At 47.2% G+C, this 21,942-nt stretch carries 27 protein-coding genes; 3 read left to right on the plus strand and 24 right to left on the minus strand.

The features are described 5' to 3' along the window. Positions 1 to 15 precede the first annotated feature (15 nt). From ahrC to BpJC4_RS03130, 23 genes are all read right to left on the minus strand, one after another. Positions 16 to 465: a transcriptional regulator AhrC/ArgR gene (gene ahrC / locus BpJC4_RS03020; protein WP_151679554.1), complete on the minus strand. Its 450-nt coding sequence runs from the start codon at positions 463 to 465 to the stop codon at positions 16 to 18. 235 nt (positions 466 to 700) lie between these two features. Then, the gene (locus tag BpJC4_RS03025) at positions 701 to 1,525 is read right to left on the minus strand and encodes a TlyA family RNA methyltransferase (RefSeq protein ID WP_151679555.1); all 825 of its coding nucleotides are present in this window, start codon (positions 1,523 to 1,525) and stop codon (positions 701 to 703) included. A gap of 5 nt (positions 1,526 to 1,530) precedes the next feature. Beyond that, positions 1,531 to 3,426, minus strand: a complete 1,896-nt coding sequence (dxs, locus tag BpJC4_RS03030; protein WP_151679556.1) for a 1-deoxy-D-xylulose-5-phosphate synthase — start codon at positions 3,424 to 3,426, stop codon at positions 1,531 to 1,533. A gap of 216 nt (positions 3,427 to 3,642) precedes the next feature. Beyond that, the gene (locus tag BpJC4_RS03035; RefSeq protein WP_151679557.1) at positions 3,643 to 4,512 is read right to left on the minus strand and encodes a polyprenyl synthetase family protein; all 870 of its coding nucleotides are present in this window, start codon (positions 4,510 to 4,512) and stop codon (positions 3,643 to 3,645) included. Positions 4,513 to 4,514: 2 nt separating this feature from the next. Next, on the minus strand, positions 4,515 to 4,742 hold the full coding sequence (locus tag BpJC4_RS03040; RefSeq protein ID WP_151679558.1) for an exodeoxyribonuclease VII small subunit: 228 nt from the start codon (positions 4,740 to 4,742) through the stop codon (positions 4,515 to 4,517). Further along, the gene (gene xseA / locus BpJC4_RS03045) at positions 4,735 to 6,087 is read right to left on the minus strand and encodes an exodeoxyribonuclease VII large subunit (protein WP_151679559.1); all 1,353 of its coding nucleotides are present in this window, start codon (positions 6,085 to 6,087) and stop codon (positions 4,735 to 4,737) included. Before xseA ends, BpJC4_RS03040 begins: the two co-directional genes overlap by 8 nt. A 175-nt stretch (positions 6,088 to 6,262) precedes the next feature. Beyond that, a complete protein-coding gene (gene folD, locus BpJC4_RS03050; RefSeq protein ID WP_151679560.1) occupies positions 6,263 to 7,111 on the minus strand; it encodes a bifunctional methylenetetrahydrofolate dehydrogenase/methenyltetrahydrofolate cyclohydrolase FolD in 849 nt (282 codons plus the stop codon). Positions 7,112 to 7,128: 17 nt separating this feature from the next. Then, complete coding sequence (nusB, locus tag BpJC4_RS03055; RefSeq protein ID WP_172967436.1) at positions 7,129 to 7,524, minus strand: transcription antitermination factor NusB; 396 nt, start codon at positions 7,522 to 7,524, stop codon at positions 7,129 to 7,131. A 104-nt stretch (positions 7,525 to 7,628) separates the two neighbouring features. After that, positions 7,629 to 8,039, minus strand: coding sequence for an Asp23/Gls24 family envelope stress response protein (locus tag BpJC4_RS03060; RefSeq protein WP_151679562.1), 411 nt, complete (start codon positions 8,037 to 8,039; stop codon positions 7,629 to 7,631). A gap of 22 nt (positions 8,040 to 8,061) precedes the next feature. Continuing rightward, positions 8,062 to 9,411: an acetyl-CoA carboxylase biotin carboxylase subunit gene (gene accC / locus BpJC4_RS03065; RefSeq protein ID WP_151679563.1), complete on the minus strand. Its 1,350-nt coding sequence runs from the start codon at positions 9,409 to 9,411 to the stop codon at positions 8,062 to 8,064. A gap of 13 nt (positions 9,412 to 9,424) precedes the next feature. Further along, the gene (gene accB / locus BpJC4_RS03070; protein WP_151697512.1) at positions 9,425 to 9,913 is read right to left on the minus strand and encodes an acetyl-CoA carboxylase biotin carboxyl carrier protein; all 489 of its coding nucleotides are present in this window, start codon (positions 9,911 to 9,913) and stop codon (positions 9,425 to 9,427) included. Between the two features lie 276 nt (positions 9,914 to 10,189). Beyond that, complete coding sequence (locus BpJC4_RS03075; RefSeq protein WP_151679565.1) at positions 10,190 to 10,732, minus strand: SpoIIIAH-like family protein; 543 nt, start codon at positions 10,730 to 10,732, stop codon at positions 10,190 to 10,192. Between the two features lie 12 nt (positions 10,733 to 10,744). Continuing rightward, positions 10,745 to 11,416, minus strand: a complete 672-nt coding sequence (spoIIIAG, locus tag BpJC4_RS03080; protein WP_253693359.1) for a stage III sporulation protein AG — start codon at positions 11,414 to 11,416, stop codon at positions 10,745 to 10,747. Further along, positions 11,394 to 12,038 carry a stage III sporulation protein AF gene (gene spoIIIAF / locus BpJC4_RS03085; RefSeq protein WP_151679567.1) on the minus strand — a complete coding sequence of 215 codons (645 nt, stop codon included), beginning with the start codon at positions 12,036 to 12,038 and terminating at the stop codon, positions 11,394 to 11,396. Before spoIIIAF ends, spoIIIAG begins: the two co-directional genes overlap by 23 nt. 11 nt (positions 12,039 to 12,049) lie before the next feature. Beyond that, the gene (gene spoIIIAE / locus BpJC4_RS03090) at positions 12,050 to 13,246 is read right to left on the minus strand and encodes a stage III sporulation protein AE (protein ID WP_151679568.1); all 1,197 of its coding nucleotides are present in this window, start codon (positions 13,244 to 13,246) and stop codon (positions 12,050 to 12,052) included. Between the two features lie 12 nt (positions 13,247 to 13,258). Further along, positions 13,259 to 13,645: a stage III sporulation protein AD gene (gene spoIIIAD, locus BpJC4_RS03095; RefSeq protein ID WP_253693363.1), complete on the minus strand. Its 387-nt coding sequence runs from the start codon at positions 13,643 to 13,645 to the stop codon at positions 13,259 to 13,261. A 202-nt stretch (positions 13,646 to 13,847) separates the two neighbouring features. Beyond that, complete coding sequence (gene spoIIIAC, locus BpJC4_RS03100; protein WP_151697513.1) at positions 13,848 to 14,051, minus strand: stage III sporulation protein AC; 204 nt, start codon at positions 14,049 to 14,051, stop codon at positions 13,848 to 13,850. Positions 14,052 to 14,086: 35 nt separating this feature from the next. After that, positions 14,087 to 14,602, minus strand: a complete 516-nt coding sequence (gene spoIIIAB, locus BpJC4_RS03105) for a stage III sporulation protein SpoIIIAB (RefSeq protein WP_151679570.1) — start codon at positions 14,600 to 14,602, stop codon at positions 14,087 to 14,089. Beyond that, positions 14,595 to 15,524 (minus strand): stage III sporulation protein AA, encoded by a 930-nt coding sequence (gene spoIIIAA / locus BpJC4_RS03110; RefSeq protein WP_151679571.1) that lies wholly within the window; start codon positions 15,522 to 15,524, stop codon positions 14,595 to 14,597. The genes spoIIIAB and spoIIIAA overlap by 8 nt, the downstream gene beginning before the upstream one ends. A 236-nt stretch (positions 15,525 to 15,760) precedes the next feature. Further along, positions 15,761 to 16,318, minus strand: a complete 558-nt coding sequence (gene efp, locus BpJC4_RS03115; protein ID WP_151679572.1) for an elongation factor P — start codon at positions 16,316 to 16,318, stop codon at positions 15,761 to 15,763. Positions 16,319 to 16,365: 47 nt separating this feature from the next. After that, positions 16,366 to 17,427, minus strand: coding sequence for a M24 family metallopeptidase (locus BpJC4_RS03120; protein ID WP_151679573.1), 1,062 nt, complete (start codon positions 17,425 to 17,427; stop codon positions 16,366 to 16,368). Positions 17,428 to 17,429: 2 nt separating this feature from the next. Continuing rightward, on the minus strand, positions 17,430 to 17,876 hold the full coding sequence (gene aroQ, locus BpJC4_RS03125; RefSeq protein ID WP_151679574.1) for a type II 3-dehydroquinate dehydratase: 447 nt from the start codon (positions 17,874 to 17,876) through the stop codon (positions 17,430 to 17,432). A 77-nt stretch (positions 17,877 to 17,953) separates the two neighbouring features. Then, positions 17,954 to 18,472: a YqhR family membrane protein gene (locus BpJC4_RS03130; protein ID WP_151679575.1), complete on the minus strand. Its 519-nt coding sequence runs from the start codon at positions 18,470 to 18,472 to the stop codon at positions 17,954 to 17,956. A 178-nt stretch (positions 18,473 to 18,650) separates the two neighbouring features. Here BpJC4_RS03130 and BpJC4_RS03135 point away from each other — a divergent pair, with 178 nt between their 5' ends. Both BpJC4_RS03135 and BpJC4_RS03140 read left to right on the plus strand, forming a co-directional pair. Continuing rightward, positions 18,651 to 19,574 (plus strand): DUF1385 domain-containing protein, encoded by a 924-nt coding sequence (locus tag BpJC4_RS03135; RefSeq protein ID WP_151679576.1) that lies wholly within the window; start codon positions 18,651 to 18,653, stop codon positions 19,572 to 19,574. Between the two features lie 169 nt (positions 19,575 to 19,743). Continuing rightward, a complete protein-coding gene (locus BpJC4_RS03140) occupies positions 19,744 to 20,109 on the plus strand; it encodes an SA1362 family protein (RefSeq protein WP_253693366.1) in 366 nt (121 codons plus the stop codon). A 27-nt stretch (positions 20,110 to 20,136) separates the two neighbouring features. On the opposite strand, the gene BpJC4_RS03145 is transcribed toward BpJC4_RS03140, so the two are convergent. Next, on the minus strand, positions 20,137 to 21,021 hold the full coding sequence (locus tag BpJC4_RS03145; protein ID WP_151679578.1) for a patatin-like phospholipase family protein: 885 nt from the start codon (positions 21,019 to 21,021) through the stop codon (positions 20,137 to 20,139). Positions 21,022 to 21,317: 296 nt separating this feature from the next. On the opposite strand from BpJC4_RS03145, the gene BpJC4_RS03150 reads away from it, so the two are divergent. After that, positions 21,318 to 21,942 (plus strand): hypothetical protein (locus BpJC4_RS03150; RefSeq protein WP_216643707.1); only part of this gene is annotated, 625 nt, incomplete at its 3' end.

Genomic DNA, 21,942 nt, shown 5'->3' on the forward strand with positions numbered 1-21,942 from the left:
AACATCACCACTTTCTTAAAGCATGTCCAAAAATCTTTGTGCAACCGATTCGGTCTCGTCCTGATTTTTGCAAATGATCAAGCATGTGTCATCCCCGCACAAAGTCCCGATGATTTCTTCCCAATCCAAAATATCAATCAGAGCGCCGATTGCATGGGCGTTCCCCGGCAAAGTTTTCATCACAATTAAATGCCCGGCCGTATCTACGCTGACAAATGCGTCTGCCAACGCCCGCCTCAGCTTCTGCGTCGGATTGAAGCGCTGGTCGGCAGGCAGACTGTATTTGTATCTGCCGTTATTGAGCGGCACTTTCACAAGATGAAGTTCTTTTATATCCCTTGAAATCGTCGCCTGCGTCACATTGAATCCGGCGTTCCGCAAACGCTCAACAAGCTCGTCCTGCGTCTCAATATCGTAATTCGTAATCATTTCCCGTATTTTAATTAAGCGCTGTCCTTTATTCATGTCCTCACCTCAAGGCGTGCTTACTTTTGTAAATATGCATCTATCTGTATGTTAGCGTATTTCCGGGAAAATGTACATTGAAAGAAGCAGCCATGCCTGTAAGAAAATCTTAATGCCGTATCAGTTGCTTTTTTCGCACACGTACCCGGTTAGACATCAGCCTGTCCCTTTCTAGGCGGTACAGCCTGCGCAAAAAAGCCTACTGGAAAACCAATAGGCTGTTTTGTAAATAACATTACCCTTTTTTCAGTGCGGCGTGGGCTTCTTCCACCACGTCTTTTACGGCCACCGGGAGGCGGTTCTGCCCCCTATCCTTTTCATAAGCCGGCCATTTGAGGTGGATTAAAAATTCGATATTGCCCTCACCGCCGGTAATCGGGGAATAGGAAAGGTTTTCAACCGAAAACTTTTCATGTATTGCAAGATGGATGATTTTTTCAATGACTTCCCGATGCACTTTTTTATCCTTTACGATCCCTTTTTTGCCAACCTGCTCGCGCCCTGCCTCAAACTGCGGCTTGATCAAGGCGACAACATCGCTGTCCGGCGCAAGCAATGTTTTTAATACCGGAAGGATGAGGGACAAAGAAATAAAAGACACATCAATCGATGCAAAATCCGGGACTCCTTTTGTCAGATTTCCCGGGGTTACGTAACGGAAATTCGTCCTTTCCATGACGACAACCCGTTCATCCCGGCGGAGCTTCCATGCCAGCTGATTATAGCCGACATCAAGGGCGTACGACATTTTGGCGCCGTGCTGCAGGGCGCAGTCGGTAAATCCGCCGGTTGAGGCTCCGATATCGAGAAGGATTTTTCCTTTTATGTCAAGATTAAACACTTTTAATGCTTTTTCCAGTTTCAGCCCGCCCCGCGAAACATATGGAAGCGGGTTTCCTTTAACGGCAAGTGGTGTATCAACCGGGATTTTTTCGCCCGGTTTATCAAGTCGGGTTTCGTTTGCAAACACAAGCCCCGCCATCACCGCCCGTTTTGCTTTTTCTCTTGTTTCCATTAATCCGCGTTCTACGAGGAGAACATCTACACGTTCTTTTTTCATTGATGCTAAGCCCTTTTCTGATGTTTTGCAGTTAATTCGCCTTGTATTTCTTCGATAATCCGTTCAGTTGTCAAGCCGATTTCCCGCCATAATTCTTTTACGCTGCCATGCTCGATAAAGCGGTCCGGAATGCCGATACGGCGAATGGAATTGTGGTGGAAGCCGTGTTCATGGGCAAACTCTAACACTGCGCTGCCGAAGCCGCCTAGAAGCACCCCTTCTTCAACGGTCAACACCGGCATGCCGCTTGCAAGAATGGATGCCAGCACCGCCTCATCAAGCGGCTTCAAAAACCGTGCATTGACCACTTTTACCGATGTTCCCTGCTTTTGTAAATATTTTGCTGCTTCCATCGCCAGCGGGATTGTCGTTCCAAATGTAAGGATGCAGGCATCCGTACCTTCTTTCAGCACTTCCCACGTGCCGATCGGGATTTCCTTCAAATCCGGATCCAACGGAACGCCGAGGCCGTTGCCGCGCGGAAACCGCATCGCGATCGGGCCGTCGCCGTATTTTAAAGCCGTATAGACCATATGCTGGCCTTCATTTTCATCTTTCGGCATCATTAAGACCATATTCGGCAGGCTTCGCAGGAAGGCAATATCAAACACGCCCTGGTGTGTTTCGCCATCCGCGCCGACAAGGCCGGCCCTGTCAATGCCGATGAACACATTTAAATTTTGCCGGCAAATATCGTGGACAACCTGGTCGTAAGCCCGTTGCAAAAACGTGGAATAAATGGCCAAAAACGGCTTCATCCCTTGTGTCGCAAGGCCGGCCGCAAAAGTGGCCGCATGCTGTTCCGCGATGCCGACATCGTACACCCTGTCCGGCAGTTCCTGCTGAAACCGTTCCAGCTTGGAACCGACCGTCATTGCCGGCGTAATCGCAACAATGCGGGGGTCTTCTTTGGCAAGCCTCAAGACGGTGTCACTGACAAGTTTGCTCCATGCCGGTGGGGCGTTTACCGGCTTAATAAAATCTCCGGTTTCAATTTTATACTGCCCTGTGCCGTGCCAGGCGCCCCTTGTATCGTTTTCGGCAGGTTTATATCCCTTGCCTTTCTTTGTAATGACGTGCAGGAGTACCGGGCCTTTCGTTTTTTTCGCATACTGGATATTTTCAAGAAGCGCTTCGAAATGATGGCCATCAACAGGGCCGAAGTACGTGAACCCCAGTTCTTCAAAAAAGATGCCAGAAACAAGCAGGTATTTAAGGGAATCTTTCAGCCGTTCTGCGGTTGCCGCGAGCTTTCCGCCGACAGCCGGGATTTTTTTCAGCAAAAATTCCAGTTCATCTTTGGCGCGCCGATATTTGCTCGCCGTCCGCAGTTTGCCGAGCACCTGATGAAGTGCTCCGACATTCGGGGCGATCGACATCTCGTTATCATTCAAAACAACGATGATGTCCCTCTTCTCATGGCCGATATGGTTCAGTGCTTCAAAAGCCATCCCGCCTGTCAGCGCGCCGTCGCCGATCACAGGAACGATATAGGATTTTTCGCCTTTTAAATCCCGTGCCACAGCCATGCCCATCGCCGCGGACAAGGACGTGGAACTGTGCCCGGTTTCCCATACATCATGGATGCTTTCATTCTGCTTCGGAAATCCGGAAAGGCCGCGGTACTGACGCAATGTTTTGAATTGGCCCGCACGTCCGGTTAAAATTTTATGCACATACGACTGGTGGCCTACATCCCACAGGATTTTGTCTTTCGGGCTGTCGAAACATTTATGCAAAGCAAGCGTGAGTTCCACAACACCGAGATTCGGCCCAATATGCCCGCCCGTTTTCGACAGCGTTTCAATCAAAAAACGGCGGATCTCCGCACTCAGCTGTATCAGCGCGGGAATGTCCATTTTTTTCAAAAAGGACGGGTCCTTAATCGATTCAAGATCCAATACGGATCACTCGCTTTCATTTCAAAATAACGGCGTAAGCTTAAATTCTATTATAAACGAAACCTTCGCTTAGACAAGAAATTCCCGCTTTAAACATAATCCGGCAAATACCGACCCGTTTCAGCCAGTTTCGGCAAAAACGCTTCTGTAAAAGCGCTACCAATCATCAAGGGGCTAACCTTACTGTATTATAACACAAAAACGACATGGCGCGCATTAATGGTCCCGCGTTTCAACCATCCGTACCAGCTCCAGTAACGTGCCCGTATCCGCGCCAGTTTCTTTCAGCCGTTCTTTTGCCAGCCGGATGTGCTTCTTGAGTTCCGCTTTTGCGCCTTCAAGCGTCAAAAGTGCCGGGTATGTACTTTTATGGCGCGATTCGTCGCTGCCAACCCGTTTTCCAATTTTTTTCTGATCCCCTTCAATATCCAAAATATCGTCGCGGATTTGGAATGCAATGCCGAGATGTTCGGCAAACTGCCTGAATTGTTCAAGCTGCATGTCCGTTACGCCGCCGATCATCGCCCCGGCCAGGACACTGAACGTAAGCAGCTTACCGGTTTTATGGGCATGAATATATTCAAGTTCATCTAAAGTCAGTTTTTTGTTTTCCCCTTCCATATCGGCAACCTGCCCCGCCACCATGCCTTCCGGGCCGGCCGATTCTGCCAGGAGCGCAATCAGTTTCACTTTTAATGCATCATCCAGATAGGGGTCTTCGGCAATGAGCTGGAAACTGTGTGTCAAAAGCCCGTCCCCCGCTAGGATTGCAACCGCTTCCCCGAACACTTTATGGTTTGTCGGCTTTCCCCTCCGCAAATCATCATCATCCATTGCCGGAAGGTCGTCATGGATGAGGGAGTAAGTGTGGATCATCTCCACTGCGCACGCCGTCTGCATGCCTTTTTCAACACGTTCACCGAGCGCGGACACGGTTGACAATAAGAACAAGGGGCGAATTCTCTTTCCGCCGGCCTGGATGGAATAATCCATTGCTTCTTTTAACACGGAAGGCGCTTTTAGTCCCGCAATATATTGCGCCAGCCGTTTTTCAATTTCTTTCACATCATACGTCGCCTCGTGCAAGGTTATTCCTCCTCCTTAATTTCAAAATCCTTTTCTTCCCCGTCCTCGGACATGACTTTCGTCAATTGTTCTTCGACATTCTTCAATTTGCCGTGCAGCAGTTTGGACAGCTCCATTCCCTGTTTATAGATGGAAATTGCTTCCTCTAAGGGAACATCCCCTTCTTCCAGTTTGCGGACAATGTCCTCGAGCTGCGCCATCGCCTCTTCAAATGTTAATGATTCAGCCATTTTCTCTCCTCCTCCGAATTTCATCCACCGTGCACAAGAGCCCCCCGTCCGTTAACACGACCTGGATGGTGTCTCCTTTTTTGACCTGGCTTGTTTTTTTGATGATCGTTTCGTCTTCCGCCATTGCCAGGCTGTATCCCCTTTCCATCACTTTGAGCGGGCTGAGTGCTTCAAGGGCGGAAATGTTCTTCCCGAACCGGTGCTGTTTTTCCCGCAGCACCGCCTGCATTTGTTTCACCAAATTCCCGTGAAGGCTTATAAAATCCCGCCGCGCCTGCAAAAGTTTCTGCTCCGGCCGGTTGCGCAAAAGGCGCTCATACAAGTTCCGACACTGTTCCCCAGCCGCTCCGATCAGGCGTCCGGCTTCCCTGTGCAAGCTTTCCGCCAGGCGGTCAGCCTGTTCCATTTGCTGGCGGATCAGCCGGTACGGGTTTTTCAAAGCGGGCGACCGCTCGAGATACGCGAGGCGGCTGCTTTCATGGCGCACTTTTTCACGCACGCTCCGCAAAAGCCTTGCCTGCATGTTTAAAATTTTTTCACGTACTTCGTCGATATGTGGAACGGCAAGTTCGGCCGCGGCCGTCGGTGTCGGGGCGCGCAGATCAGCCGCAAAATCAGCAATCGTAAAATCCGTCTCATGGCCGACTGCGGAAATGACAGGAATCGTGGATGCGGCAATTGCCCGTGCCGTCATTTCTTCGTTAAACGCCCACAGTTCTTCGATTGAGCCGCCGCCCCTGCCGACAATCAGCACATCCGCTTTCCCCAGCCGGTTCGCCTCCTCAATCGCCTTGACAATGGAAGGCGCGGCATTTTCACCCTGTACGAGCGCAGGATGCAAAATGATTTTGACAACCGGAAATCTTCGCCTGATCGTTGTGATAATATCGCGGACAGCGGCACCCGTCGGCGAGGTGACAACGCCGACGACTTTCGGGTAAGCCGGTATCGGCCTCTTTTTTTCTTTTGCAAACAATCCTTCTTTCTCCAGCTTGTCCTTCAGCTGTTCATATGCAAGGTAAAGTGCGCCGATCCCGTCCGGCTGCATGCCTTTCACATACAGCTGATAACTGCCGCCTGCTTCGTACACCGAAACCGAAGCTCTGACAAGCACCTTCATGCCGTTTTCCGGATTGAATTTCAAAAACCGGTTGGCAGAGGAAAACATGACGGCGAGAATCCTTGCTCTCTCATCTTTTAATGTAAAATACATATGGCCGCTTGTGTGGCGTTTAAAATTGGAAATTTCCCCCTTGACATAAATATCCGCCAAATAAGGGTCGGCATCAAATTTCCGCTTGATGTATTTTGTCAACGTCTGTACCGTTAAATATTGCGGAGCCATACTTCCACCGCCTTTCTTTCCATTAAGAAAAGCTGCCTCCTTCTTTTGGGAGTCAGCTTTTTACCGGGCCCGTCCTGTTTTCTTTGACACTTAGGGGCACCCGCTTTTCCTGCCGTGAGATCCCCGCAGGCTGCACCAAGTTCCAGAAAACTTAAACCAAGGGCCTTTTACAACATTACCGTACTTTTTTCGCAGCTTTTAACGTGTTGGCCAGCAGCATCGTGATCGTCATCGGGCCGACGCCGCCAGGAACAGGCGTGATAAAGGAAGCTTTTTCTTTAACCGCGTCAAAATCGACATCCCCGCAAAGCTTTCCGTTTTCATCCCGGTTCATGCCGACATCGATCACCACGGCGCCGTCTTTGACGAAATCTGCTTTCACAAATTTCGCTTTCCCTACTGCGCTGATCAAAATATCCGCCTGCTGCGTGTAAAATTTTAAATCCGTCGTTTTCGAATGGCAATACGTGACAGTCGCATTTTCATTTAAGAAGAGCTGGCCGGCCGGTTTACCGACAATATTACTGCGGCCGATGACCACGACATGCTTGCCGGCGATTTCAATTCCTTTTGACTGCACCATTTTTAAGATGCCGCGGGGGGTACACGGCAAAAATGCATCCTGACCCGTCATCATCCTGCCAATATTGATTGGATGGAAGCCATCCACATCTTTTGCCGGGTCAATTGCTTCAATCACTTTATTCGGCCCGATATGCGGCGGCAAAGGAAGCTGCACCAGAATACCGTGGATATCGGGATCTTCGTTTAAATTTTCAATATGTTCGAATAATGTTTGTTCCGAAATATTTTCCGGTAGTTCGATCAAAACAGATTTCATGCCGAGCTCGCGGCACGCTTTTTCCTTATTTTTGACATATGTACGTGAAGCCTGGTCGTTTCCGACTAAAATGACGGAAAGTCCCGGGGTAATTCCTTGTTTTTTCAACTGCTCCGTTTCTGCCTGGATATCTTTTCTGATTTCAGCTGCCAATTGTTTACCGTCAATGATTTCCGCTGCCATTTCTCCATCCCCCGTCATTAAGATGATTGAATTGTATTTTTCATGTTGTTCAAAACACCGTTAATAAACTTGGCGGACTTTTCATCCGCAAACCGTTTCGAAATTTCAAGTGCTTCGTTAATTGCAACATTGGCAGGCACATCTTCCGCATACATTAGTTCATAAGCAGCAAGGCGCAAAATGTTTAAATCGACTTTTGCGAGCCTGTCCAGTGTCCAGTGTTCAAGATGCCGGCTGATCATGCCGTCAATTTCCGCTAGATGCGCAGCAGTGCCTTTTACAAGCTTTTCCAGATATTCATCGCTTTCCTGCCCGTTCAGCACATTCCGGACTGCTTCTTCCGGAGCTTCTTTGTTCATGTCGATCTGGAATATGGCCTGGAGCGCTTTTTCGCGGGCGGTTCTTCTTTTCATCATGTCGGCAATAACTCCTTTAAAAACTTCAAATTCACTTGAATCTATTGTAGCAGAATGGGGCCGCCAAAAAAAGGCCGGGACTTGAGCCCTGGCCCTTCCACTTACCCTTCCGTCTGGAATTCAGGTTCGTTCTTTTGAGTATCGAATTGAATTCCAACAATATGGATATTGACTTCTGCCGCTTCAAGAGCAGTCATGTTCAAGAGCGCCTGCCGGATATTATCTTGTACTTCCTGGGCAACAGACGGAATTGAAACGCCAAAATTCATCGTGCAGTATACATCCACTTTAATGCCGTCTTCGGCTAGCTCTACTTTAACGCCTTTACCGTGGTTTTTCTTGCCGAGGCGCTCTGCTACCCCGGTTGCGAAATTGCCGCGCATTTGCGCAACGCCTTCGACTTCAGATGCCGCAATTCCCGCAATAACTTCAATCACTTCAGGGGCGATCTCTACTTTTCCCAAGCCTTCTTCATCGTGGTGCATTTCTAACATTTGGTTGGTTTCTGCCATTTTTACACCTCCTACATACACGTTATTTCATTACATCGTATTTTTCAAGGAATTTCGTGTTGAAATCTCCTTCGATAAAAACTTCATGTTCGAGCAGGCGCTGATGGAACGGAATCGTTGTATAGATACCCTCCACGGCAAACTCGCTGAGCGCCCGCCTCATCCGTGCAATCGCTTCGTCGCGCGTCTTCCCGTAGGCGATTACTTTCGCAATCATCGAATCATAATACGGTGGAATAGTGTAACCCGAGTATGCGGCCGATTCTACCCGAACGCCGATCCCGCCCGGCGGAAGATAAAAATTTATTTTTCCAGGCGACGGCATAAAATTCTTTTCCGGGTTTTCAGCATTAATGCGGCATTCGATAGCCCAGCCGTTCCATGTGACATCTTCCTGTTTCAGAGACAGCGGCTCTCCCGATGCAACAAGGATCTGCTCTTTGACAAGATCGACGCCTGTCACCATTTCCGTAACCGGATGTTCCACCTGGATACGGGTATTCATTTCCATGAAATAAAATTTCTGGTTGCGGTGGTCAAAAATAAACTCGATTGTCCCTGCGCCCGTGTAATCCACGGCTTTTGCGGCTTTCACGGCTGCCTGCCCCATCTCTTCGCGCATCTCGCTTGACAGCGCCGGTGAAGGCGATTCTTCAAGCAGTTTTTGCAGCCTTCTTTGGATGGTGCAGTCCCGTTCCCCCAAATGGATGACATTGCCGTATTTATCAGCCATGACCTGGATTTCGACATGTCGGAAATCCTCGATGTATTTTTCAAGATAGACGCCAGGATTACCAAAAGCGGTGGAGGCCTCCTGCTGCGTAATTTGGATACCCTTTACAAGCTCCTCTTCGTTTTTCGCAACGCGGATTCCCCTTCCGCCTCCGCCGGCCGTAGCTTTTATGATAACCGGATAGCCGATCGATTCAGCTACTGCCTTCGCCTCTTCGGCATCTTTGACAAGCCCGTCCGACCCCGGCACGATCGGGACGCCCGCCTGTTTCATCGTTTCCCTTGCGACGTCTTTTGCGCCCATTTTCGCGATTGCTTCCGGGCTCGGGCCGATAAACTCAATGTTGCATTCGCGGCATAGTTCGGCAAAATCAGCGTTTTCCGCCAAAAACCCATATCCTGGATGGATCGCGTCGCAGCCGGTTAAAGTGGCGGCACTGATAATGTTCATAAAATTCAAATAGCTGTCTTTCGATGCTTTCGGGCCGATGCAGTACGCTTCATCGGCAAGCTGGACGTGCAGCGCATTTTTATCCGCTTCCGAATAAACGGCAACCGCTTCGATCCCCAAATCGCGGCAGGCGCGGATAATTCGCACCGCGATTTCGCCGCGGTTTGCGATTAAAACTTTTTTTATCATGAGAGTCCGCTCCTTACTTTGTCTTTACCAAAAATAACGGCTGGCCGAATTCAACAAGCTGGCCGTCTTTTACGAGAATATCTACGATTTCCCCTTCCACTTCCGCTTCAATTTCGTTAAACAATTTCATCGCTTCGATTATACATACGACCGTATTCGGGCTGACTTTGGAGCCGACCTGTACATACGGTTCAGCTTCCGGTGAAGATGCCTGGTAGAATGTGCCGACCATCGGTGATACGATTTTATGTAAGTTTTCGTCATTAGATGTCGCCGGGGTTTGGGGCTGTACAGGCGTTGCAGGCTGTGCTGCCTCAGAATGTACCGGTGGCTGCGGGGCAGGAACAGGCGCAGCAGCTTCCCGCAACGGGCGTTCAACTACCTGCACGCCGGAATTTTTCTTCATTTTAATGACAGTTCCTTCATTTTCATATTCAAATTCATCTAGGCTTGAACGGTCAACAAGCTCGATTAAAGCTTGGATATCCTCTACTTTCAGCATAAATGCCACTCCTTAAATTGAAATTCGTAATTCAAATTTATTAACATTTTATGAATAACTATCCATATCATACGATAACAGCGGGCAATAATTCAATGATTTGTATAAAATACAGCCTTCCGGAAATTTCCGGCCGGGCCCGGCTTCTCCAGAAAATACAAGGGGTAAAGCGGTTTACCTTTCAGAAAAGAACGAACCATTCATACTTTTCTATAATTTTTCAAATATAGAAAAAAAGGGCTGGACGCCCCTGTCTGAATCGTATTCTTTGTTTCATCAATTTGTCTGGAACTCTACCGCCAGCTTCGGCGTATTGCCGAGTTCCTGGTTGACGAGCTGGACGATTTCGTTTGCAGCCGCTTTGTCATGCTTTTTCGATTTCACGGTTACAATGACTTCGTCGCTATCTGCCTGCACGAGCGCATCTTCATATCCTTTTGCCTTGATCAGGCTTTCCAGCACCTGCTCTTTGTTCGCAGTTTCCGTCAATTTTTTCATTTCATCCATCGCCTTGCTTTTTTCTTCCGGCGTGAGGTCGGTTGAAGCGAGTTTATTTGTCAGTTCTTCCTGCTTTTTGCTCAGTTCATCCTGCCGCTCGAGGCGGAGCGCTTCAAAGACTTCATCGCTGGCGGGCTTCGTTGTCAACTTGATTTTTTGCGAAGAAGACGCATTTTCTTTTGATGACGAAGTCTCCTTTTCTTTATTTTGTTGGACAACCTGGTTCGTTGTTTTCGGATCGGCCGTCACGTAATAAACCGATAATACGACGACAAGGCTAAGCATTGTCAACAGCCAGACTGTTTGTTTTTTCAAAAGCATCATTCATTCCTCCTAATTCTTTTTCGGCATCACGGAAACCCGGTAACTTGCCACATTCAAAGCATTCGATACGGCTTCTTTTACCGATTTTTGGATGGAAATATCGCCGCCGCCGTCGCAGACAACGAGCACACCGGTAATTTCCGGCATTTTTGTTTCGGTAACAAGCGGCACTTCCTTATCCCCGTCCTGGACCGTTACGACTTTATCGTCCTTTGATATGCTTTCGATTTTCCGTTCCCCACCGTTTTTGTCGGTTTCGGTTGTTGTTTCGTTCTGGATTGTGGAGTTTTTTTCATACACTTTGCTTTCAGATGTGGAAACATTGACGCGGACGGTGACGGAGCCGACACCCTGAATCTGTTCAAGAATGCTCTTCAGCTCTTTTTCATACTGGTTTTCGTAAGCGAGGATCGTTTTCGATTTCTTAGATGTGCCTGATCCGAATGCCGCCGTTTCTTTTCCCGCAGTCTTTGCGGAGGATGAAACAGTGACAGCTTCATTTTTTTGGCCTGAATGCCCGAACAGGTCATTGATAAACATGGCCCCGAGCCCGCAAACAAATAAAAGGGTGACCAAATAGAGCTTTTTATGTTTTTTCGATTCATCAGGCGGTCCGGAAGGCAGCCACTTTTCTTTCAGTTTGTTAAACGGCCCCTGGTTACGGTCCATTTTCGTTTCCAAGCCCCCCTTCGATATGGAGTTCGATTTTTTCTTTTGGTACATTCCAGCGGTTTGACAACATTGAGATGATGGAGTTCTTTTCTGTGGAGCTTTCTTTTTCCGTATTTTCATCCGCGCCTATTTCGATCGGTTCAATCACAGCTACTGAGCCTTTTTCGTTTTCAGCTGCTAAGTAGACTTTGATTTTTTTTACATTGGTCACGTTTCCTAAAGCTGCCATATCCCCGCTTCCCTTTCCGTCTTTCCATTCAAGCTTAATATCCGATATGGATTTGCCGAACTGCTTTTCAACCTCCCCTTCCGCATCCTGTTTCAGTTGGACAGCCATTTGTTGTAATGTATATTCCTGCTGCATGGCATTTATTTCTTTTTTCTGCGTTTCCAGCGCATTTTCTTCCCCGTTTGAAAAATTTGCGCCTCCCACTTTAAATTTGGCAATGATGTCTTCGGGATTCATGGAAAAAAGCTGGAAGACAGGCGTTAAAATAATGGTGATTAAAAGTAGGCCAATCACCAGTTTTGTATACTTCCGCATCCCGGATTCGGGAAGGAGCATGTCCACGACCATGGTCAAAAGGATAAAAATGATGATATGAAGCACCCATTTTGTTAAATAATCCATACATTTCCCCCTTAACGCATCATCATCGTGAGGTTTCCGGCAGTGATGATCATGGTGATGCTGAGAAAAAACATGATCGTGACAATCGCCAGCGCGGCAAATACATACAGCATATTTTTACTGATAATGTCGAGGCAACTGATGACAGGCCCCCCGCCGAGCGGCTGCAGCAGGGCGGAAGCAAGTTTGAACATTAAAGACATCGTGAAAATTTTAATCGCCGGGAACACCGCAATTAGAAGCACGATGGCCACTCCCGCGATCCCGAGCGTGTTTTTCAATAATACGGAAGCGCTGATCACCGTATCGGCAGCATCTGTCAGCATCCGCCCGACAACCGGGACGAAATTTCCGGTTACAAATTTTGCGGTGCGGATCGCAAGCCCGTCGGTAATGGCGGTTGCCGTCCCCTGCACGGATAACACTCCTAAAAAAACCGACATAAACGCGCCCAGTATCCCGATTGCGAGGTTGCGCATGAGTTGCGCAAGGCGCGTTGCTTTATGCTGTTCGGAGAGGGTGCTTACAACGCTGAGCAAAGTGGAAAGCAGCAGCATCGGCAGCACAATATACTGGATCAACATCCCACTTGTGCTCGACAAAAAAATGATCACGGGGTGGAAAAATGCCGCCGAAGTGACGCCCCCTGAAGTCGATAAGAGCGCAAGCAAAAGCGGCATCAGGGCAAGGATAAACCCACCCATCGCCCGGATGGCCTCAAGTGCGTAATCGAGTGCGACATGAAAACTGTTCAGCGCAATGACCACCAGCACCATAAAAACGACAGCATATGCGATTTTGCTGACCGTCCCCTGCTGGAAGGAATGGTGGATTGTTTCCAGCAGCATGCTCAGGATTGTAAGGATAATGAGGGAGCCGAGCAGCTTACCGTTGATGAGCAGTTCCTGGAAAATAAACGAGAGAAAGCCCTTCAGCCAGGCCTGCAAAGAAAAATGCTTTTCGCCCTTGATGAAATCCATCAGGCTCCCTTTTTGGCTTTCCGGCAAATAGCCGCCATATTCACTGACAATTTTGTTCCAATACGTTTTCAATTCCGATAAGTCCAATTGATTCAATTGTTCATCGACAATTTTTTCAGATATGCTGTCATCCTTACCCGAATTTTCCCCTGCAGCGCAAACCGATTGCCCGCAGTAAAATAATGCAAACAAAATGGCCAGCACTTTGATCCATATCCTGCGCCGCATGTTTTTCAACTCCTAGCCTTTCGGAACGAGATTAACAATCGTTTCGATCAATACCGTGATAATGGGAATGGCCATCGTTAAAATGATGATTTTCCCCGCCACTTCAACTTTTGCCGCCATCGCCCCCTGCCCGGCGTCTTTTGTAATATTGGCGGCAAAATCGGCAATATAGGCGATTCCGATAATCTTTAAAATCGTTTCGATGTACATCGTGTCCACATTGCCTTTTTGGGCAATTTTTTGCAGGAGCCGGATAATGTCATAAATCTTGTCCATGAGAAAAAGAAAAATGAAACAGCCGGCAAAAAGCGTCAGCAAAAACGCGAAATTCGGCTTTTGCTCTTTTAAAATCAGCGCAAGGAATGTGGTGATGAGCGCAATACCTGCAATTTGCAGCATTTCAATGGGAAATCCCCTCCTTTCGTTTTTGGCTTGGCCTCTTTATTGAAAAGATTTGTTAAATTTTATTGTTGATGATCGCGAAATTCGCTCACTTTCCGAACGCATCGCGAGACCCCTCACTCGATACCTTGTTGCGAGGTCTCTTCTATCCCGCAGGAGTCTAAGAAATGAGATAATCAACATGGATCACGAACACAGCCTATCGAAAAAGAAAAACGGTTTTGATTTTGGAAAATAAATCCCCCACAATGGAAGTGACCAAAAATAAGATGTAAAGAAACCCGAGGAGCGTCACCCATTGCGCATATTCTTTCTTGCCAACCTGGTCCAGTATGGTGTGCAGAAATGCTACGACAATGCCGACCCCGGCAATTTTGAAAATGATATCCACATCAATGCCCATTGCCTCTCCCCCAAATTTGATCCGCCCCGGAAAGGTCAGATCAGCAAAATGACGATCAGTAATCCCGTGAGAACGCCAAGGCTTTTTGCCATTTTTTCATAGCGCATCTGCCGCTCATGCGCTTCTTTTTCTTCCCGTTCCAAATGCGTGAGTGCGAGCATGATCTGTTTCTGCTCGGTATAACGGTCATGTTTTCCCAAGTTTTCCCCAAGCTGCAGCAGCACTTCATGCTCGCTTTCCTTTAGGGCCGTGTTCCCCCAAATTTGTGCAAGGCTTTTTTCCCATGCCTCTTTTACCGTCGTTTCCACTGTTGTTAATTGCCCGGCAAACGTTTGAAAGAAAGAGGAGGCCGGTTCCGGCAGCTGCAAAGCCAGTTTTCTTGCTGCTTCATGGAGCGGCGTGTGCCCGTACATAATTTCAGTTTCCAACGCCTGAAGCGCACTTTTGAATATTCTTAACTGGCGGGGGCGCTCGCTTAAACGTCTCGCCATCTCGAATCCGGCCAGGCTCGTTGCCAGCACAATCAATGCTGCACCGATCAATTTAAGCACGGGAAACACCCTCATTGCTTTTGATCAAATCCCCATCCGCATTCCGGATTGCCGCAACGAATCCCGGCCTGCCCCCGCGCGCCAGTTCAAAAAAGCGGTCAAACGCCTGCTGGCTCAGGATTTTCTTTAAGATCGGGCGCTTCTGAATGTCCCGGTATGTTTCGCCATGGGTCGTCATGACTAAAGAAATTCCGGCATTTACCGCTTCCATGATCGCCTGTGCATCTTCCTCACGCCCGATTTCATCGACGATTAAGACTTCGGGGCTCATTGACCGGATCAGCATCATCATCCCCTCCGCTTTCGGGCAGGCATCGAGCACATCAACACGCGGACCGAAATGGAGCTGCGGAACGCCGCGCACACAGCCCGCGATTTCAGACCGCTCATCGACAATGCCCACTTTACAGGGTGGAATCCCACGTTCCGGGACGCCGCTTGAGATGAGCCGTGCAACATCCCTTAAAAAAGTGGTTTTCCCGGCCTGGGGTGCGCCGATGATCATGGCGGACAGCCAACGGCCCTTGTACAGGTAGGGGACATACGGCTCTGCGGCCCCGATTTTTTCGCGGGCGATCCTGATATTAAAAGAAGAGAAATAACGGATCGCCTTTACTTGTCCATTTTCAAGGATCACTTTTCCGGCAATCCCTACGCGGTGCCCGCCTTCGATTGTGACATACCCTTTTTTCAGCTCTTCTTCCAATGTATAAAATGAGAAATTGGCCAGCCGGTTAATCAGCTGTTCGGCGTCGTTTTCCGTCGGTATATAGCGTATAAAATAAGGCTTTCCTTTTGCGGTCACTTCAAGCGGGCGGTTCACGCGGATGCGGATTTCCTCCACATCATCAAGGATGTTTTCCCTCAAATTTTCCAACTGCTGTGAAATCGCCTTTGGCAAAACGCCCAGCAAATTTTTCATCCTAATCCCCTCGCTTACTAAAAACCCATACAGCTTGGTTCATTGATAATACAATCTATTCAACGCATCAAAAAATATGCAAAGAACAGTTTCTGTTATTCATAATTTAACTATAATTTCATTATGTAAACTCAATCATAGGATCAATGCCTACGTGCACAAAAACAACAAATGACAATCACTCCGCCAAAATAAAAAAGCTTGTGGCAGAACATGCCGTCAAGCTTTTTTTCAAATTAAGCGCGGGATACGTAAGTACCGTCCGTTGTATTGATGATTAATTTATCGCCTTCGTTGACGAAGAAAGGCACCTGCACGGTCAGGCCGGTTTCAAGGGTGGCCGGTTTCGATCCGCCTGTTGCGGTGTCGCCTTTCACGCCCGGTTCCGTATGGGTGACCGTGAGCGTAACCGTATTCGGAAGTTCGATCCCTAGTGTTTCCCCCTGGTACATGATGACCTGCACTTCCATGTTTTCCAGCAAATATTTCAACTCATCCTGGATTTGGGCAGTGCTCAGTTCGATTTGTTCGTACGTTTCCGTATCCATGAAAACGTGCTGGTCGCCGTTTGCATACAAATACTGCATCCTGCGGTTGTCAATTTGGGCCCTTTCCACTTTCTCGCCAGCACGGAAAGTTTTTTCCTGGATCGCGCCGGTGCGCAAATTGCGGAGTTTGGAGCGCACAAACGCAGCGCCTTTTCCTGGTTTAACGTGCTGGAAGTCAAGGACGCGCCAGATACCGCCGTCCACTTCAATCGTTAAGCCGGTGCGAAAATCGTTTACTGAAATCATATTTTTCCTCCTACATCTTCATACAATCCCTGATGGGGACTGTATCATTATAATATAATAAGTTCTTTTGTGGAATGTGTGAGCAATTCATTGGAATCTTCCGTAATCAAAGCATCGTCTTCAATCCGCACGCCGCCGACGCCCGGCAGGTAAATCCCCGGTTCAATCGTCACGACCATGCCCGGTTCCAAAGTGTAGGCTGAACGCTTGGAAAGATTCGGTCCTTCATGGATTTCAAGGCCGATCCCATGGCCCAGGGAATGTCCGAATGCTTCTCCGTAACCTTTTGACGCAATATAATCGCGGCTGACCGCGTCTGCTTCCACACCTGTCATGCCCGGTTTGATCTTCTCTACGGCCAAAACTTGTGATTCGAGCACAATATGATAGATCTCTTTCAATTGTTCCGAAGGCTCCCCGACCGCAACCGTCCTTGTGATATCGGAACAGTAACCTTTGTAGAGCGCACCGTAATCCAACGTCACAAAATCGCCTTTTTCGATCACTTTATTGCTGGCTACACCGTGCGGCAGTGCAGAGCGTGTGCCGGATGCGACAATCGTATCGAAGGAAGAAGCGGTTGCGCCGCATTTCCTCATGAAAAATTCCAGTTCATTGGAGACTTCCAATTCTGTTATACCCGGTTTGATAAAATCCAAAATATGTTTAAAAGCAGCATCCGCAATATCCGCAGCTTCCTTTAATATCTTAATTTCCGCTTCCGTTTTTATCAAGCGCAAATTTTCAACAAGGCCGGAAACAGGGACAAGCTCGGCTTTTAGCACACGCTCGTACGTTTTAAAAAGTGCGTAGCTCATATAGTCCTGTTCAAAGCCGAGCTTTTTGATGCCCATCGCCTCCACCTGTTTGGCCACTTCCTGTTCCACCGGGCCCTGGTGCTGAACAATTTCATAGCCTTCACACTGCTCGGAAGCCTGCTCGACATACCGGAAATCGGTAATGAATTTCGCTGCATCTTCAGATATCAGGACAATTCCGGTTGTCCCTGTAAAATTGGACATATAGCGGCGGTTGTACGGGCTCGTGATCAAGATCCCGTCAATGCCTGATTCCGAAAATTTTTCCCTTAGTTTTTCCAATTTGGACATCGTTATTCCTCTCCCTCTCTTGCCCCGAGAAAAGCCATAAGCGCCAGTTCATAGCCGTAAAGCCCGAGGCCCGCAATTTGCCCGCGCGAAACTGCCGCCGTAACGGAACGGTGGCGGAACTCCTCGCGGGCGTGGATGTTTGAAATATGTACTTCAATAACCGGTACACTGATGGAACTGATTGCATCCCGCAAAGCATAACTGTAATGCGTCAGTGCGCCGGGATTAAAAATGATACCGGCATAACCCTCTTCCTCCGCAGCATGGAGCCTGTCAATCAATGCGCCTTCATGGTTCGACTGGAAAAAGCCGACTGAAACGCGGTGCTTTTCCGCTAGCCTTTTCATACGCTCCATCAGGGACTGCAAAGAATCCGTCCCGTATATGCCCGGCTCCCTTTTCCCGAGCAAATTTAGGTTCGGGCCGTTTACAACAAGATATTTTTCCATTCCTAGCACCTTATTTTGACATTTTTTAACGTGCCCATTTTATCATAAATTGAAGGAAATTTCTATTTTTTTAACTTTCACTGCCGGGTATTTGTCTGTCCGGCTACCCTTTTTTTAAACTTTTGGCCCCTTTCATACTCAAAAGAAATCGAATATCCGATAAAGACTCCGTATAGGATGTATATGCATGCACATGTGGTGATCGTATTGGCATCCAGTTTTAAAAGCGGCTTCATGCCCGGGAAAATCGGATTCAGTACGAGCAGCACGAGCGCGCACAAGCAAAGGCCGTATGCCGCCCCCGCCCACATTGATTTGATTTTTTTAAAGAAAAGATAATAGACAATGGCAACACCGATCGAGATAAGCCCGTAAGCAAGAATGGCGATCATTTTGCCAATCCATATTTTCCGCCAGCTTCCAACTGTAAAAGGTTCCAGAAGGATATTAGGCTCAATCGTTGTAAAATGAAGGTAAAAGCACAAATAAGCTACAACGCTCCAAATGATTCCGCCGGTAAAACCAGTTACAATCACCATTTGGAAAAAAGTCAATGTATGTTCCTGGTATTTCAGTTTTTCGCTGCCGATTGCCATATTCCCACCCCAGAACGTTTAAGTTATGCCAACTGTTCTTATCTTTACCAGAAAGCTTTCCTCTAGTCGTTTTTAAAATTTTTTAGTAAAATGAAGGTAGAAATGAGGATTTGAAAACAGCTTTTGCCTTATGGCTGAATGATGAATAGATTAGTGATATTTGGGGGAATAGAAAAAAGTGACAAAACCAGCATATGGTGGCCAGGCGGTCATTGAAGGGGTCATGTTTGGTGGAAAACACATTTCTGTAACCGCCATCCGCCGCAAAGACAACAGTATCGACTATTTTTATCTGCCAAAAAAAACTATCCCATCCGTGCAAGCCATGAAAACAATCCCTTTTTTGCGCGGGATTGTTGCGATCATTGAATCGAGCGCAAACGGGGCCAAACATTTAAATTTTGCAAGCGAACGGTATGATGTCGACCCGAAAGACGATGCAAAAATAAAGGAAGAATCCCCTTCAAAAACAACGCTCGTTTTGGGTGTGGCCGTCGCCGGTGTCCTGTCGTTTCTATTTGCCAAATTTTTCATGACGATCATCCCGGTGTTTTTGGCCGAGTTGATGAGACCCATTTTTCCGGGCAGCCTCGCGCAAATTTTGGTTGAAGGTGCATTTAAACTACTGCTTGTGCTCACATATATTTATGCCATTTCCTTTACCCCGCTGATTAAACGGTTATTCCAGTACCACGGGGCGGAACACAAAGTCATTAACGCATACGAGAACGGCCTTGGGCTGACCGTCGAAAACGTCAAGTCACAGTCAAGGCTGCATTACCGTTGCGGCAGCAGTTTTATCCTGTTCACCGTGATTGTCAGCGTACTGATTTACACGCTTGTGCCAACCGATCCGCTGTGGCTGCGTGTGATGGATCGGATTTTGCTGATCCCGGTCGTGCTCGGCGTGTCATTTGAAGTGCTGCAGCTGACCAACAAAGCCCGAAACATACCGGTTTTAAAGTATCTCGGCTATCCCGGCCTTTGGCTTCAGCTTTTGACCACAAAAGAACCGGACGAAAAACAGATTGAAGTGGCCATTGCATCTTTCAATGAACTGCTGAAAATGGAATCGGAACACCCGACATCTGCTGTCCTTTAAAAAAACATCTGAAATTTCCAGCGGATGGGAATGCATTCAATATTCCAAACAGGAGAGCGCATCGGGAAAATTAGGAGACTTGAACACCAAAAATATTTGCGGAGAGAACCGTATAAACTGATAGAATGATGGAAAAAATGATTCAGAAAACATGAGGAGGTGGCTTTTGTTGGAAGCTCGTCAATGGATCATTGCCAGCATTATTCTCCTGGCCCTGGTCGGCCTTGGTGCATCTTTGTTTCACGATCCTGTTATATTTCTGAAAAGGGTGGCGGCAATCGCAATTTTTGCGGCAGTACTGGTGGTTGGCTTGCGTTTATTGCTCCGCAGGGGGATGAGTGTTTCCAACCAGGAACAAAGAGCGTTTTTAAAAGCCGCCCGCAAATCGAGAAAAAGAATGAAAAAGCGGAATATGAGAGTCCATACGCATCATACGGTGAAATTTCAAAAACGCCCGTTGCGTAAAAGATCTAACGTTCAATTAACTGTGATCGAAGGAAAAAAAGGCAAAAAGAAAAATCGAGCTGTCTATTAAGCTCGATTCTCTTTTTGCCTTTTTCCGTTAATACGTCCATGTCTTCAGGAAGGCTTCTGTTTTTTTTCTGCCTGATTCAATGAGGGCGGCCTTTTTTTCATCAGTGAGCTTAAAGTCGATGGAGAGAATGCCTTCCGTCGGGATAAAGATGATGTCCTTTTCCAGTTTTCTTGAAATGTAACGGGCATCGTGCGCGTCTTTCATTGTCGTAAACAAGGCATCAAACAGCTGGATCGCATTTTGAATGTTTGCTTTCAGCTGCTCAAACTTTTTTTGGCTGAGGGTGATACCAAGCACCGGCCGCTCTCTCTTTTCTTCAGGATTCACAAACAGCCACATTGGGAAATTGCTTAACACTCCGCCGTCCACAATGATACTTGTGCCCTCAAGAGACCGCAGCCTGACCGGTTCGAAGAAATACGGAATGCTGCAGCTCATCCGGATTGCCCGCGCCACCGGAAACGTCTGGGGAGGGATGCCGTAGTTTTCCAGGTCATCCGGCAAAACGACAAGCCGGTTATGGGAGAGGTCGGATGCCATAAAATAAAGGGAACCCTCCGGAACATCTTTAAACGTATACACCCCTTTGGCTGCCAACTTTTTTTCAAGCCATTCTTCGAATTCGGCACCCCTGTAAAGCCCGAGGCGCCAATACAACAAAAGCCATTTCGCGAGCGGCATCGGCAGAAACGTTTTTCTCGGGTCGAGGAAACCGCCAAGATCGGTCGCGTCAAGCAGCTGTTTCATTTCGCTGCTTGTATAGCCCGCCGCTTTAAGCCCCGCAAAAATCGACCCCACGCTTGTGCCGGCCAGGCGTTTAAAGGTAAACCCCTTCTTTTCCAATACCTCCAGCGCGCCGATCAGTGCCAGCCCTTTCACGCCTCCGCCGGAAAAAACAGCGTCAATTTCCATTGCAAGCCCCGCCTTCATTTCCCGCCGGGCAGTAAGCGTTGTTTACAGTGAAATAGGAAAAAAACTGGGCCATCCCCCGGCATATCTGTTTTAACAATATTTTTAATACAATGGGGCTTGCATTAGAACTTTTTTATATTTGCAGGTAAAAAAAGAACGGGCACAAAATGTAGCTTTGAAAAAAAGTTTGATCAAAATATCTCCAAAAACCCTTATTTTATAATCCATATTTTGAAGAAGAACATTTTACCTCTTTATTACAGCCATATTCAAAAATTTGTGAAGATACATTTGGTTTGACAAGTAAAGAAATGTATAAAAATATTTTTTATAAGGCTCCTGTTGGAACGAATGGAAGAAATGAATGGTGCGAATGTGATGGGGTAATTATTTATGATGATGTAATGATAATTGTTGAAGTTAAAGCAGGTGCAATTTCACCAGCTTCACCATTTTCTGACGAAGAAAACTTTAAATCGTCAATAAAGCAATTGACAGAAAACCCATATAGTCAAGCTATTAGATTTTATAAAGAATTTATTAAAAATAATAAAATTGAAATTTATCGTAAGGAATCGAAAAGAAAGTACCAATTCGTTAAAGAAATAAAGGATATTAAGTTCATTCAAGCTTGTTGTATCACTCTAGATGATTTCAATGAAATAGCTGCACAAATCGAAAAAACAGACTTAATACAAAATTCGTCTTTACCAGTATGGTGTATCTCGGTAGGAGATTTAAGAGTATATGCGGAAATTATAGATTCGCCTAGTCACTTTTTGAATTTTTTATATCAAAGAAGTAAAGCATCACGTAACCCAAAAGTAAAATTGAATGATGAATTAGATCATTTAGGAATGTATCTAGCTTATAATGACTATTCAAATCATGTTGATAAATTACTTGATAGCCATGAAGGAG

The organism is Weizmannia acidilactici (genome assembly GCF_008974185.1).
GTDB lineage: Bacteria > Bacillota > Bacilli > Bacillales > Bacillaceae_C > Weizmannia > Weizmannia acidilactici.

Excerpts from the sequence above, each read along its gene's own strand:
- BpJC4_RS03075 (WP_151679565.1), bottom strand. The coding sequence starts at position 10,732 with ATGCTTTTGAAAAAACAAACAGTCTGGCTGTTGACAATGCTTAGCCTT.
- BpJC4_RS03130 (WP_151679575.1), bottom strand. The coding sequence starts at position 18,472 with ATGGCAATCGGCAGCGAAAAACTGAAATACCAGGAACATACATTGACT.
- folD (WP_151679560.1), bottom strand. The coding sequence starts at position 7,111 with ATGGCAGCGGAAATCATTGACGGTAAACAATTGGCAGCTGAAATCAGA.
- xseA (WP_151679559.1), bottom strand. The coding sequence starts at position 6,087 with ATGGCTCCGCAATATTTAACGGTACAGACGTTGACAAAATACATCAAG.
- ahrC (WP_151679554.1), bottom strand. The coding sequence starts at position 465 with ATGAATAAAGGACAGCGCTTAATTAAAATACGGGAAATGATTACGAAT.
- BpJC4_RS03060 (WP_151679562.1), bottom strand. The coding sequence starts at position 8,039 with ATGGCAGAAACCAACCAAATGTTAGAAATGCACCACGATGAAGAAGGC.
- efp (WP_151679572.1), bottom strand. The coding sequence starts at position 16,318 with ATGATTTCAGTAAACGATTTTCGCACCGGCTTAACGATTGAAGTGGAC.
- nusB (WP_172967436.1), bottom strand. The coding sequence starts at position 7,524 with ATGAAAAGAAGAACCGCCCGCGAAAAAGCGCTCCAGGCCATATTCCAG.
- spoIIIAC (WP_151697513.1), bottom strand. The coding sequence starts at position 14,051 with ATGGGCATTGATGTGGATATCATTTTCAAAATTGCCGGGGTCGGCATT.
- accB (WP_151697512.1), bottom strand. The coding sequence starts at position 9,913 with ATGCTGAAAGTAGAGGATATCCAAGCTTTAATCGAGCTTGTTGACCGT.
- spoIIIAA (WP_151679571.1), bottom strand. The coding sequence starts at position 15,524 with ATGAAAAATTTGCTGGGCGTTTTGCCAAAGGCGATTTCACAGCAGTTG.
- BpJC4_RS03040 (WP_151679558.1), bottom strand. The coding sequence starts at position 4,742 with ATGGCTGAATCATTAACATTTGAAGAGGCGATGGCGCAGCTCGAGGAC.
- BpJC4_RS03145 (WP_151679578.1), bottom strand. The coding sequence starts at position 21,021 with ATGGAAATTGACGCTGTTTTTTCCGGCGGAGGCGTGAAAGGGCTGGCA.
- spoIIIAD (WP_253693363.1), bottom strand. The coding sequence starts at position 13,645 with ATGCTGCAAATTGCAGGTATTGCGCTCATCACCACATTCCTTGCGCTG.
- BpJC4_RS03025 (WP_151679555.1), bottom strand. The coding sequence starts at position 1,525 with ATGAAAAAAGAACGTGTAGATGTTCTCCTCGTAGAACGCGGATTAATG.
- spoIIIAE (WP_151679568.1), bottom strand. The coding sequence starts at position 13,246 with ATGCGGCGCAGGATATGGATCAAAGTGCTGGCCATTTTGTTTGCATTA.
- aroQ (WP_151679574.1), bottom strand. The coding sequence starts at position 17,876 with ATGGAAAAATATCTTGTTGTAAACGGCCCGAACCTAAATTTGCTCGGG.
- BpJC4_RS03120 (WP_151679573.1), bottom strand. The coding sequence starts at position 17,427 with ATGTCCAAATTGGAAAAACTAAGGGAAAAATTTTCGGAATCAGGCATT.
- spoIIIAF (WP_151679567.1), bottom strand. The coding sequence starts at position 12,038 with ATGGATTATTTAACAAAATGGGTGCTTCATATCATCATTTTTATCCTT.
- accC (WP_151679563.1), bottom strand. The coding sequence starts at position 9,411 with ATGATAAAAAAAGTTTTAATCGCAAACCGCGGCGAAATCGCGGTGCGA.